This is a genomic window from Candidatus Eisenbacteria bacterium (assembly GCA_016867715.1).
Taxonomy (GTDB): Bacteria; Orphanbacterota; Orphanbacteria; order Orphanbacterales; family Orphanbacteraceae; genus VGIW01.
On the sequence record VGIW01000034.1, the window covers coordinates 1 to 13079 of the forward strand.

General features: G+C 64.6%; 8 protein-coding genes. 7 read left to right on the forward strand and 1 reads right to left on the reverse strand.

The window, feature by feature from the left end:
- Positions 1-160 precede the first annotated feature (160 nt).
- From FJY73_07635 to FJY73_07650, 4 genes are all read left to right on the forward strand, one after another.
- Complete coding sequence (locus FJY73_07635; GenBank protein MBM3320531.1) at positions 161-1615, forward strand: pyridoxal-phosphate dependent enzyme; 1455 nt, start codon at positions 161-163, stop codon at positions 1613-1615.
- A gap of 183 nt (positions 1616-1798) precedes the next feature.
- Entirely contained in the window at positions 1799-3442 is a 1644-nt protein-coding gene (locus FJY73_07640) for a matrixin family metalloprotease (protein ID MBM3320532.1), read from the forward strand.
- A gap of 368 nt (positions 3443-3810) precedes the next feature.
- A complete protein-coding gene (locus FJY73_07645) occupies positions 3811-7953 on the forward strand; it encodes a hypothetical protein (GenBank protein ID MBM3320533.1) in 4143 nt (1380 codons plus the stop codon).
- 13 nt (positions 7954-7966) lie between these two features.
- Entirely contained in the window at positions 7967-9259 is a 1293-nt protein-coding gene (locus FJY73_07650) for a glyceraldehyde-3-phosphate dehydrogenase (protein ID MBM3320534.1), read from the forward strand.
- A 215-nt stretch (positions 9260-9474) separates the two neighbouring features.
- On the opposite strand, the gene FJY73_07655 is transcribed toward FJY73_07650, so the two are convergent.
- Positions 9475-9648: an Rdx family protein gene (locus tag FJY73_07655; GenBank protein MBM3320535.1), complete on the reverse strand. Its 174-nt coding sequence runs from the start codon at positions 9646-9648 to the stop codon at positions 9475-9477.
- Between FJY73_07655 and FJY73_07660 the strand changes: the two genes are divergently transcribed.
- The 3 genes from FJY73_07660 (at position 9575) to FJY73_07670 (ending at position 12952) form a co-directional block, all read left to right on the forward strand.
- Positions 9575-9736 (forward strand): hypothetical protein, encoded by a 162-nt coding sequence (locus tag FJY73_07660; GenBank protein ID MBM3320536.1) that lies wholly within the window; start codon positions 9575-9577, stop codon positions 9734-9736. The genes FJY73_07655 and FJY73_07660 overlap by 74 nt on opposite strands.
- Before the next feature lie 278 nt (positions 9737-10014).
- The gene (locus FJY73_07665) at positions 10015-11604 is read left to right on the forward strand and encodes a GAF domain-containing protein (protein ID MBM3320537.1); all 1590 of its coding nucleotides are present in this window, start codon (positions 10015-10017) and stop codon (positions 11602-11604) included.
- A 1-nt stretch (position 11605) separates the two neighbouring features.
- Complete coding sequence (locus FJY73_07670) at positions 11606-12952, forward strand: sigma-54-dependent Fis family transcriptional regulator (protein MBM3320538.1); 1347 nt, start codon at positions 11606-11608, stop codon at positions 12950-12952.
- Positions 12953-13079 lie beyond the last annotated feature (127 nt).

Consider the following 13079-nt stretch of genomic DNA (forward strand, 5'->3'; position numbering starts at 1 on the left):
CCCTTCATTTTGCGGAGACAGGCCTCGCAACGGATTTCCTCTCCGCCGGCGCCCTGCGGGGCGCATGGCATGCACGCTCTCTTCGCTCTTCTCTTTCCGCGGATGTCCGCTTATTCTCGTTCCGTTGTCGCCCATCCGGTCTGATTGAAGGGGAGGCCTCGTGGACATCATCGGCCCGATCGACCAAGCGGTGCGCAGGAACACGGTGCGGAGATGCCGCGAGAGGGGAATCCGCATACCGACTCTCGCGGAGATGCGGAATCCGGAGAGGATTCCGGTCTCAGTGCGCGAGAGGCTTCCGAAGGTCGGGCTCGACGACATCGATCCGGCGAACCTCTACCGCATCACGTGGAAGAACGATCCGAAGACGGGGCTTTTCGGTGAGGGGAACTGGATCGAGTTTCCGGAGGCGCTCACCGGGGTTCGGGCGCGCATCGTCGGTCTCGTCGGGCGCTGGTTTCCCACCGGTTCGCACAAGGTCGGCGCCGGTTTCGGATGCCTCGTCCCTCGCCTCGTGAACGGCTCCTTCGATCCGACAAGGCAGAAGGCGGTTTGGCCGTCGACCGGGAACTACTGCCGCGGAGGGGCGTTCGACTGCGCGCTTCTGGCGTGCGACGCCGTCGCGATTCTCCCCGAGGGGATGAGCCGCGAGCGCTTCGATTGGCTCCGCTCGATCGGAGCGGAGGTGATCGCGACCCCGGGTTCCGAGTCGAACGTCAAGGAGATCTTCGACAAGTGCAAGGAGATCCGCGCGACGAGGCCCGATTGCGTGATCTTCAACCAGTTCGATGAGTTCGGGAACTCGATCTGGCACTACCACCAGACCGGCCCGTTCGCGGAAGAGACGTTCCGCCGCGTCGGCGGCCCGCGCGCGCGTCTCGCGGCGTTCGTCAGCGCGACCGGCTCCGCCGGGACGATCGCCGCGGGGGATTACCTCCGCACGCGGTTCCCCGGCCTTCGCATCGTCGCCGCGGAGGCGCTCCAGTGCCCCACCCTCCTCGAGAACGGGTTCGGCGAGCACGGCATCGAGGGGATCGGGGACAAGCACGTTCCGTGGATCCACAACGTGCGGAACACCGACCTCGTCTCCGCGATCGACGACGCGGCGTGCCTCGCGCTTCTGCGTCTTTTCAACGAACCGGAGGGCGCAAAATTCTTGATTCGTGAAGGAGTTTCCGAGGATCCGGTCCGCGCGCTTCCGCTCCTCGGGATCTCGAGCATCTGCAATCTCGTCGCAGCGATCAAGACCGCTCGGTACTACGAGATGGACGAACGGGACGTCCTCGTGATCCCCCTCACCGACTCCTCGGAGCTTTATTATTCGCGGCTTCAGGAGATGCGGGAGCGATGGGGCGAGCTCGGAGCGGGCGAGGCGGCGCGGATCTCCGCGAGGTATCTCCAGGGGATCGGCGTGGATCACATGCGGGAGCTCGGCACCCACGACCGGAAGCGCATCCACAACCTCAAGTATTTCACGTGGGTGGAGCAGCAGGGGAAGACCGCCGAGGATCTTCGGCGCCTCTGGGACCCGGACTTCTGGAGCGAAATCTACGCCTTCGCCGATGCCTGGGACCGGGCGATCGAGGCGTTCAACGAGGAGACCGGGATCGGGTAGGAAAGCCCCCGAGCGGCAGGAGGCCCCCGGGAAGGCCTTCGGGCGGTATCCGGGCCGCGATTCCCCTGTGGACAAGTCCCCCGTGAGCGTGTATAATCATTTGCGTTACGGATTGTTCCGTGTGGTTGGTAGGTCTCCCGTTCCCGACAACCGAACCGTCGGCTCCCTCAAGGAGAAAGAGGCATGAAGCTCGTCAGCAAACGTCGGACCGGCCTGTTCCTCGGAGCGGCCGCCCTCCTCGCGGTTCCCGTCTTCCTGTTGCTTCCGGGCGACCAGGCGCCGCCGTCCGCGGAGTTCGCCGATCTTTGGAACTCGCAGGACCCGTTCGATCGGATCGTGAAGGAAGCGACGATCGTCTGCGTGAACCAGATCGCGAGCGGTCTCTCGTGCATCGAGGGCCCCGGGGTCTCGCTCTGTTTGCATCCGGACACCGACCCGGCGACGGCCGAGGAGATCCTGCGCAATCTTCCGACGTACGTCCCTTCTCTCGCGATGGGAAAGGAGACTTACAATAACGCGGGGCGCTGGACGTACACCGCGACCGATGGGAGCACGGGAACCGAGGGGAACCCGATCACGCTGACCTGGAGTTTCGTCCCCGACGGGACGAACGCGGACGGCGGTCCGAGCAATCTCTTCGCGGTCTTCAACGCGGTCTGGGGGAGCACGGGCTGGCAGACGAAGATCCGGAACGCCTTCGACAAGTGGGATGACGTGCTCGGCACGACCTACATCGAGGTTTCGGACGACGGCGCCTCTCTCCCGAACTCGCCCGGCGCCCTCGGCCTCCGCGGCGACGTTCGGCTTTCCGGCCGTTCGATCGACGGCTCGGGGAATGTCCTCGCCTACAACTACTACCCGAACGGCGGCGACATGGTCCTCGACACGGACGACGTGTACTACTACTACGTCCCGACCGGGAACTTCGCCAACTTGAGAAACGTCGTGATGCACGAGCACGGCCACGGGATGGGGCTCGGGCACGTGATTCCCGAAGACTGCACGAAGCTGATGGAGGCGTACGCCTGCGGAGCGATCTTCATCGGACCGCAAGACGACGACATCCGCGGCGGACAGAGGCTCTACGGCGACAAGCGGGAGAACGACGATACGCCCGCGACGGCGAACGCCCTCGGCGCGCTCGTCGACACGATGGTCGTCGACACGCTCTCGATCGATCGCAACACCGACGTCGACTGGTTCCTCTTCAACGCGAGCGGCGCCCTGACGGTTTGGGTCGACCCGATCGGCTCGGGCTACAATATCGGGAACGAGGGTGGAGGCCAGAGCTGGATCGCCACCGATTCGATCCTGGATCTGGACTTCTGCCTCTACAACGGAACCGGGACGGTCCTCCTCGACAGCGTCTACGCGGTGGGGAAGGGAGGGACCGAGGTTCTCACCGACTTCCCGCTCCCTTCAGCAGGCGACTACATGATCAAGGTCTTCCGGAAGGCGGGATCGGGGAGCCAGATCCAGCGGTACAAGATGACCCTCATCCGCTCGACGAGCACCGACGTGGCGCTCGCCGAGGATCGGGTTCCGGCCCCCTCGTCGCTCGACCTCTCGATCGCACCGAACCCGTTCAACCCGACCACGACGGTGAAGTTCTTCGCTCCCAAGGCAGGGCCTTACACGGTGGAGATCTTCGACGTGACCGGCCGTCTCACGCGCGTTCTTGATGGACGCTCCTCGAGCGCGGGGTGGACGGAAGTCCCGTGGGACGGCAGGGGCGAGGACGGCGCCGCCGCGGCAAGCGGCCTGTACCTCGTGCGCGCGACATCCGGCGGCCGGAGCGAAACGGAGCGCGCGCTTCTCGTCCGATAGAATCGGCCCGACAGCGATCACGATCCGACGCGGGGTCCCGGACCGGAGAGGTCCGGGACCCTTACGTTCGGGAGAAAAATGCCGATCCTCCGAGGGAGCGGAGACTCGCCTTGCGGAGGCCTTCTCCTTGGTGCTATCTTCGGGCGCGAAGGGGTCAGCCTGGGCTATGCACACGTCTTCTACTGCGGCTGCGGATCGCGGCCTGCGAGGCCTCCCTTCTGTCGCCGCTTCCTCAACGTAGTGCCGAGACTACGTTTCCGGGAGCGGCTCGTCCAGGTCGGCCTCTCGGCTTGCGCTCCGCGTCCTCGCGACGAAAACGCGTGCACAGCCCAGGCCTTGCGGCGGAACTCGAACCGAATCAACCCGATATGGAATCCCGAAAGAACGGTCCCAGCGCTCTCGAGATCAACCTCCAGCGGACCTCCACCAAGGTGGAGATCCCGCCCGAGCAAGGGGCGCTTCTCGACGCAACCCGTGGGTCGGTCGGTGTCCACGAGAAGACCCGGGCTCTTCTTGAAGAGGTCAACCATCCCTATGTGAACTGGCCGCACGTGATCGGCGAGCTCGGCCCCTATGCGACCGGCAGCTTCTACTACCATAACTCCTACGAGAACGGGCACGAGGCGATCCGCGTGATCGTCGGGATCTTCTTCGCGGCCGCCGAGAAGAGCGCGTCGGCGGATCTTCGTGTGGAAGCCCTCCGCTCGCTTCTCCGCTATCTCGAGAAGGTGTTCGAGGAGTCGGGGCCGCAGCTGGAGCGGAACCGTCCCGTTCTGGAAGAGGCTTTCCGAAAGCTCGGGACTTTGTTCGAGGAGAACCCGGACGACGCGGCTCGTCTCTCCGGCGCGGCGCGGAGGGCCGCGCGGAGCGCGCGCGAACACGACCCCGGCCTCGACCGCGGCCTCGTCCTCTCCGCGACGGAAAAGGCTCTCGGCGAGACGTATCGGATGTGGCTCGCTCGGCCCGATCCGATCGCATGGGTCGACGGAAGCGCCCTCGCGGATCTTCCCTCTCTCCGGAGACTCTCGCACGAGAGCCTCAGGGCGTCGGTCGATCGTCTCGCCGCCCGCTCCGGGGAGGAGGCGCTCGTCGAGGACGCCGAGGACCTCCCGGATCAGACGGGGATCGAGAGTCTCTACCTCCAAGCGGCCGACGAAATCGAACGGGCGCGGGAGGGATGGGAGGGTTACACGGGGAAGGTCCTCTTTCTCCTCAAGATCCTCGATTCGCCCCAGCTGCGGCAAGTGCGGGAGCCGGCTCTGCGCTCGGTGAACCGGGCCTTGTCGCGCGCGCTTCGCCTCGAGGAACGGCCGCACGCCGACCGCTTCATCGACGCCGTGTTCGACAGCTTCGGACGCGGCTGGCTGCTGCACGACACGACCGTCCTCGACTGCATCCACACGGTGGCGAAGGAGGTCCTTCTTTCCAAGGACGACCGGCTCGTCCAGAAGGTGATCGACCGCATACTCGACCACGGGTTCGAGACGCCCGAGATTCGGGGCGTGAACGAGCTCTGGCAGTTCGAGACGAACCCCGCGCACGTGAAGAACATCCGCATGTGGGTCGACTTGATCGCACTCGATCCTTTGCGCATGAAGCGTCTCCTTGCCGGTCTCGTCTTCCATCTTCGGCTCGGCGGGATCTTCATCAGCGATACCGACCTGTTCCAGAAGGACATGGCCAATCTCCTCAACGCCGACATCCGCCCGGTCTTCAGCCTCGTGAAGCAGCTCGGCCGGCTCTTCCCCATCTACTTCGTCGAGATCGGCGCGGAGGGGCAGCTCCGAAGCGTCTCCACCCGCGTGGACGAGATCGGGCGCCGCCGGGATTCGGTCGCGCATTTCCTGCGCAAGCAGTGCCACGTGGAGAGCTCGTATCGCCTCATCGGTTTCAGCGAGGCGCTGCTCCGCTACTGGGCGACCGGCGAGGCGGAGCTCCTGAAGGCGTATCTCCCCCCCGAGGTCTTCGGCCACGTCCTCGAGGAGACCGAGGCGCGCGAGGAGATGGCCCGCGTGTTCGTCCCCCTCGCGGAGCAGGTGGAGGGCTTCCCCGAGTCTCTCCTGTCGAAGAGCGAGGAGGAAACGAGTCGGATCGTCGCGGCGTGCGGCGAGCTCCCGGAAGAGACGCGGGAGAAGGCGGTGCTCGCGATTCGTCTCTATCAGCTTCTCGATCAGAAGTACCACATCGGTCCCCGAGGAGTTCTGGACGCCCTGAAGGCCGCGTCGCTCGTCGATCCGAGGGAAGTCGAGGCGCTGGAAGAAAGCCTGAACGCGGGGCAGCACCTTCCCGCGCTCGAAACGCTGGTCGAGATCCTCGAGGGGCTGAAGAAGATCCTGCTCGATCCGACGCCCGCCGAATCGCGCGAGGACATCTACCACAAGAGACACATCGCGGCGGGCATCCCGTCGATGTACGGGAGGTTTCTCAACCGGAAGCTCGAGGCTCTCGGGCTTTCCTATCGCATCGAGAGCCTCGCGACGGTCCTCTTCGAGGAGCTGGCCGAAGCGGAGAACCTCCAGTACCTCACCGCGAGGGGGCTCCGCAGGATCACGAAGTGGCTCGTTCTCTTTCAGAGGGCGCTCTGGGTGGACGGGATTTCCGGGCGCGGGCTCGGCGCGCGGATCGAGATGCTTGAAAGCGGGCTCAAGCTCGGGAACCTCACGATCGATCAATACATCAATATTTTTCAGTTTGTATCCCGAACGCTCCGCGAGATCGTTCGGGAGGCAATCGTCTCCGTGTATGAAACCGACGCGGAGCGGATCGTGCCGCATTATCTCCCCCAATCGCCGGAATCGAGGCCGGACCGCGAACGGATGCACATCAAACTCGAGGCTTTCCTCCGCGACCAGATGAGCTCGTGTTTCGCGCTTCAGGCGCTCGACAACTTGATCGGCCGCATTCTCTCGACCCTCGCGTACGAGGCCGAGACGTTCAGCAAGCCGCTACGCAACCTCTTGATGAGCTACGATGTCGACAAGTGCTACATGCCGCTCTTTTCGCGGAACGACATGCAGCCCGATCCGATTCTCTGCGGGCAGAAGGCGTCGTTCTTGAGAAGGATGGCCGGATTCGACTACCCGATTCCCGCCGGGTTCGTCGTCACGACCGAGGTCTACCGAACTTGGGAAATGCTCGTCGCGTTTCGCGATCTGAGGAAGCACAGTCTCGCGATCATGGAGCGGCATCTGCGGGGAGTCGAGCGCCAGACGGGGCGGAGGTTCGGCGATCCGTCCAATCCGCTGCTTCTTTCGGTGCGAAGCGGCTCCGCGATCTCCATGCCCGGAATCCTCGACACGTTCCTTAACGTCGGCATTAACGAGGAGATCGCCGAGGGGCTCGCCCGGAGGCCCCGTTTCGCTTGGGCGGCGTGGGACAGTTACCGGCGCTTCCTTCAACTCTGGGGGCTCTCCTACGGGGTGCCCCAGGAAGTGTTCGATCGTCTCTTCGAGGAGCACAAGCAGCGCTTCTCGGTGGAGAAGAAGGCCTCGTTCACCGAGAGCCAGATCCGGACCGTCGCCCTCGCGTGCCGTCAGGCGATCTTCGACCACGGCGTGCGGATCGTGGAGGACCCTCTCCTTCAGCTCCGTCACTGCATGCAACGCGTGATCCAGTCGTGGGACGCGGATCGGGCCAAGCTCTACCGCAAGGAGATGAAGATCGCGGACGATTGGGGGACGGCGGTCCTCGTACAGGCGATGGTGTACGGCAACCTGGACGACCGTTCGGGGACCGGCGTCGTCTTCACCAGAAACCCGAGGAAGAAGAGCTCCGGGGTCTCGCTCTACGGGGACTTCGTCTTCCGGAGCCAGGGGGAGGACGTCGTCCGCGGGGTCGTCGAGACCTTTCCGATCTCCGAGGAACAGCGGAAGATGGCGGGCCAGAGAGCGCCGCTCTCCCTCGAGTCGCGTTTTCCGGAGATCTACGGCGAGCTGCTCCGAGTTTCCAAGGATCTCGTGCTTGTCCGAGGGTTCAACCATCAAGAGATCGAGTTCACGTTCGAGGATCGCGACGCGGCCTCGCTCTACATCCTCCAAGCGCGCGATATCATCACCGCCGAATCGAGCATGATCACCACCTTCGTCCCCACCCCGGAGCTGGAGAAGAGCTATCTCGCGCAAGGGATCGGCGTCGGCGGCGGCGCGCTCTCGGGCCGCGTCGCCCACAACGAGAAGGACATCAACGAGCTGTGGAAGCGGCATCCGGACAGCAAGATCATCCTGATTCGTCCGAACACGGTGCCCGAGGACATGCACATGATCTTCCTCGCGGACGGCCTTCTCACGTCGCGCGGCGGCGCCACGAGCCACGCGGCGGTCGCCGCCCAGCGCGTCGGAAGAACCTGCGTAGTGGGATGCCGCGCCCTTCACGTCGACGAGCGGGCGGGGAAGACGACCGCCGGTGACAAGGAAATACGAAGCGGCGATTTTATAAGCATCAACGGATTCGACGGTTCGGTCTACGCGGGCCGACACGACGTCAAACAAACCCGGAGGATCACGGAGATCTGACGGCGGCGGGACGATGGGCGGCCCGGCGTCCGCCCGCGCGGAAGGGAGGCGCTCGTTGCGAGGAAGAAAGGTGCTCGGGATCAACTCTCTCGGTCGAATCGGCAAGTTGACGTTGTGGCACCACGTGGGACGGAAGCACTTCGACGCGATCGTCGTGAACCAGGGGCGGGAGGTCGGAAAGGACCTCGAGGGCTTCTGCCACACGATCGAGAAGGACTCGACCTACGGACCGCTCCACTACTTCCTTCATGGGCGAAAGGGCGAGCCGTGCGTGAAGATCGAGGATCGGGGGAAGTCGCTGCTTCGCATAGACGGCATGCCGGTCGCGGTACTCCGAAAAGAGAGGAACCCCGCCAACATCCCCTGGCGGGAGCACGGGGCGCGCGTCGTCGTCGACTGCACGGGGAAGTTCAACGATCCGAACCGCGGGGAGGACGAAGATAAGGGGTCGCTCCGGGGTCACTTCGCAGGCGGCGCGGAGAAGGTCCTGAACAGCGCCGACTTCAAGACGAAGAAGGGGGAGGCGACAAAGGACGACGCCGTGGTTCTCATCTACGGGGTGAACCACGAGGCGTATGACCCGGCGAGGCACCACCTGATCTCCGCCGCGTCCTGCACGACGACCGCGCTCGCCCACATGATGAAGACCTTGATCGATGCTTACTCGGTCCGGACGATTCTCACCGCGTCGATGTCGACGATCCACGCCGTGACGAACACGCAAGCGGTGCTCGACAACGTGCCGAAGGCGGACGCGAAGGACCTCAGAAAGACGCGAAGCATCCTGAACAACATCATCCTGACCTCGACGAACGCCGCCGCCGCGCTGGAAAAGGTGATCCCCGTCGTGCGCGAGATCGGCTTTATGGCGGATTCGGTGCGGGTGCCGACGACGACCGCCTCGCTCATCATCTTGAACGTGACCTTGCGCTCGGAACTGGACGAGGAGGGACAGCCGATCTTCAACCGCGAGGCGCTTCTCGATCTGTATCGGCGCGCGTCGGAGAAGCAGCAGAAGGGGCTCCTCAAGCTCTCGATGGATCAGAACGTCTCGACCGACATGATCGGAGAGGACGCGGCGGTCGTCATCGAGGGGTTCGAGACGCACACGAGGACCGGCTTCGTGCACATCGACATGGAGAGTCTCCCCGGCATGAAACCCGAGGTCCTGCGGATGCTTCCGGAGAAGGTCGTCCGGATTCCCGTGACCCACGCGAAGATCTTCGGGTGGTACGACAACGAGTACGGGAGCTACACGAACCGGCTCGCGGACCTCACGGTCCACGTGGCGGATCGGATGGACTGACCGAGCCCGGATTGCGCGCGCGTTTCCTACTGCGGCTGCGAATCGTGGCCTCAAGAGGCCTCCCTTCCGTCGCCGCTTCCTAGAGCGTAGCGATGGGGCTACGCTTCCGGGAGCGGCTCGTCCAGGTCGGCCTCTCGGCTCACGCTCCGCATCCTCGCGACGGAAACGCGCGCGCAACCCGGGCTCCACGAAAATCCTGAGAGGGAAAAGCAGTTCTACCCGACCTTCACGCGCTTCAGGCGCGCGATCACGTCCTCGTCGCTAGGAAAGCTTCCGGTCTTCGACTTCGCGTAGATCTCCTTCTCGTCGGCGTGGATGTCGAAGATCCCGCCGCTCCCCTCGATCAGCTTCGGCTTGATTCCGAGTTCCTTCTCGATGCGCTTCGCCAGACCGGCGGCGCGAGGGCCGTACTTTCAAACCACGCAGTACTCGATCGTGATCTTCATGCGGACGCGCCTCCTCCTTTCACGAGACTAGCGGATCGAGCCCGCGGGCGCAATCCTCGCGGAGCGTACGTCCGCCCCCGGAGAGAGGGAGCGACTCCCTTGGCCGGGCCCGAGCTCGCGTGATATTCTCGACCGCGAAAGGATCCAGGAACCGCTCGCGCGTCCGCAGCGGCTTCGATGTCGGGAGCCGGCGAGCGGTCCGCGGGAGACGGCGGGATGGAGATGGAAGCGAAGAACGGCCGCGGCAAGTCGGCAAGAGAAAGTCTCCAGAGGCCCGAAGGCCCGCGGACGGCGAAGGAATTCCGCGACTTGTCGCATCGAATTCTTCAGAAGGCGAACCGCCCGATCTCGAGGAGCGATTTCCTTCACGAAGTGATCCGGAGCCTGATCGACTTCTCCGGATGCGGAGAGGTCGAGTTGTGGCTCGGAGAGGACGGCAGCCACGTCTCCGGCGAGTCCCAGCGGGGAGCAGGGGAGTCGTTCCGGATTCACATGGCTCCTCTTCGCAAGGAGCATCGGGCGTTCTTCGCGGGGAGCGTCTTCTGGACCGGCGACGCGGAAGCGGATCTCGCCGAGGCGGGCAAGGAGGATGAGAAGGCGCGCATTCGCCGGTTCGCTTCGGGAGGCCGCTTCCGCTCGATCGCGATCGTTCCTCTTCCGGTCGCGGACAAGGACACCGGCTTCCTCGTCCTCAAGAGCGAGCGCGGGGGCTTCTTCGATCAAGAGACGGTCGACCTTTACACGCGCTTCGCGCGAAACCTCGGCATCGCCCTCGCCGGTCAGCGCACGCAGGCCGCGCTCAGGGAGCGGCTCAAGGAGCTGACCTGCCTCTACGCAATCGCGAATCTCGCCGCGACGCCCGGCATCTCGCTCGCGGACATCCTTCGGGGAATCGTCGATCTCCTTCCTCCCGCTTGGCAGTACCCGGTCATCGCGTTCGCTCGAGTCGTTCTGGACGGGCGCGTCTATTTCACCCCAGGGTTCCCCGAGGAAGGGCAGAGCCTGACCGCGTCGATCATGATCGGGGGGCAGAGCAGGGGCTTCGTGCAGGTCGCCTACGCGGTGAGGAAACCGGAGCTCGACGAAGGGCCTTTTCTTCGGGAGGAGCGCGTGCTGATCGACGCGGTGGCGCGGCAGACGGCGCTGATCGTCGAGCGCAAGCAGGCCGAGGAGGAAAGGACGAAGCTGCACGAGCAGCTTCGGCACGCGGACCGTCTGGCCACGATCGGACAGCTCGCGGCGCACGTGGCGCATGAGCTGAACGAGCCTCTCGGGAACATCCTGGGCCTCGCCCAGCTCGCGGAAAAGAGCGCGGCCCTTCCGAGCGATCTTGCGGGGGATCTCCGAAAGATCGTGGACGCGTGTCTTCATTCGAGGGAAGTGATTCGGAAGCTGATGACGTTCGCGCGACAGACGCCGGTCACGAGCGGAAGGGTCGACCTGAACGAAGTCGTCGAGAAGGGCCTCTACTTCCTCGAGGCGCGATGCTCGAAGGCCGGCGTGGAGCTCGTGCGCGAGCTTGCGCCGAATCTCCCTCGGATCGAGGCCGACCCCGCGCAGATGAGCCAGATTCTGGTCAACCTCGTGGTCAACGCGCTGCAGGCGATGCCGGACGGCGGCCGCTTGACGGTCCGCACGCTCAACGAAGGCGATCAAGTCCGCCTCGTCGTCGAGGACACCGGAATCGGAATGAGCGAGGAGACGATGGAGAAGATCTTCATCCCCTTCTTCACGACCAAGGATGTCGATGAGGGGACGGGACTCGGCCTGCCGGTCGTTCAAGGAATCGTGGCGGGCCATCAGGGCCGAATCGATGTCTTCAGCCGGGTGGGAGAAGGGTCCCGATTCGAGGTTCGTCTGCCGGCGGCGCGGCCGGAGCCCCCGAGGGAGGATGCGTAGGATGCCGGAGCCGGAGAAGAGAGAGACGATTCTCGTGGTCGACGACTCGCCGGTCACGGTCGAGGTGCTCGGGAGAAACCTCGCCGCACAGGGTTACTTGGTCTTCTCGGCCTCGGGGGTCGAGGAGGCGATCCGGATTCTCGAGGAAACGCCCGTCGACCTCGTCATCACGGACTACAAAATGCCCAAGATCACCGGAACGGACCTTGTCCGGCACGTCCGGGAGAACTTCGCCGACACCGAGATCGTGATGATCACCGGATACGCCACGGTCGAGGGGGCGGTCGAGGCGATGAAGGCGGGGGCGGCCGAGTATCTCGCCAAGCCGTTCACCGACGAAGAGCTCCTCGCGGCCGTGCGCCGCGGGCTCGACCGGCTCCGCACGCGAAAGGGCGTGCATGCGGGCGGGGGCGCGAAGCCGGCCGGTCCCCAAGGGCTCATCGGGGAGTCGGAGGTGATGGCTCGGGTGTGCCACTCGATCGTTAAAGCCTCAAGGACCCCCGCGACGGTTCTCATCGCCGGAGAGAGCGGAACCGGGAAGGAGCTCGTCGCCCGGGCGATCCACTACGAGAGCCCGAGGGCCTCGGCGCCGTTCGTTCCGGTGAACTGCGGCGGGATCCCGGAAGGGCTCCTCGAGAGCGAGCTCTTCGGCTACGTGAAGGGAGCGTTCACGGGCGCGTCCGAGTCGCGGGCGGGTTTCTTCGCGACCGCCGAGGGAGGAACGATCTTTCTCGACGAGATCAGCGAGACGAGCGCGTCGATGCAGGTGAAGCTGCTCCGCGTGTTGCAGACCAAGGAGATCTGCATGGTCGGCACCAGCCGCCCGAGGAAGGTCGATGTCGCGATCATCGCGGCCACGAACAAGAACCTGCTCGCGCTGGTGAAGAAAGGTTCTTTCCGCGAGGATCTCTTCTACCGTCTGAACGTCATCACGATCACCGTTCCGCCGCTGCGCGAGAGAGGGGATGACATTCTTCTTCTCATCAACCATTTCGGCACAAAGTTCTCGAAGGAGTTGAACCAGCCGGTTCCGCGCTTCACCGACGGGGCGCTCCGCGTGATGAAGAGGTATCACTGGCCGGGGAACGTGCGGGAGCTGGAGAACCTCGTGCAACGGCTGGTGGTGATGACCGAGGGGGATGTGATCGACGTCCCCGTTCTCCCTTCCTATCTCCGATTCTCGGCGGTGCGCGGGTCCGGCGTGGATCGGACCCTGGCGGAGGTCGAGGCGGAGCATATCCGGAACGTCCTGGCGAGCGTCGGGGGAAACAAGACCCGAGCGGCGGAGATCCTCGGCATCGACCGCAAGACGCTGCGGGAGAAGCAGAAGAAGCACGAAGCCACGTAGCCGCCGGGGAGGCGGACACCGTCTTCCCTCAAAGGTCCTTTCACCATTGAGCGGGGCGATGCGTCCCGGCGGGGAGGATCTCCCCGGCCCAGCCTTCCGGAGGGGGCTCCCATAGCCCCGTCGTGTT

What these genes read in the sequence shown, in the direction of transcription:
- FJY73_07650 (MBM3320534.1), top strand. Translation starts at nt 7,967, where the DNA reads ATGGGCGGCCCGGCGTCCGCCCGCGCGGAAGGGAGGCGCTCGTTGCGA.
- FJY73_07645 (MBM3320533.1), top strand. Translation starts at nt 3,811, where the DNA reads ATGGAATCCCGAAAGAACGGTCCCAGCGCTCTCGAGATCAACCTCCAG.
- FJY73_07660 (MBM3320536.1), top strand. Translation starts at nt 9,575, where the DNA reads ATGTCGAAGATCCCGCCGCTCCCCTCGATCAGCTTCGGCTTGATTCCG.
- FJY73_07640 (MBM3320532.1), top strand. Translation starts at nt 1,799, where the DNA reads ATGAAGCTCGTCAGCAAACGTCGGACCGGCCTGTTCCTCGGAGCGGCC.
- FJY73_07670 (MBM3320538.1), top strand. Translation starts at nt 11,606, where the DNA reads ATGCCGGAGCCGGAGAAGAGAGAGACGATTCTCGTGGTCGACGACTCG.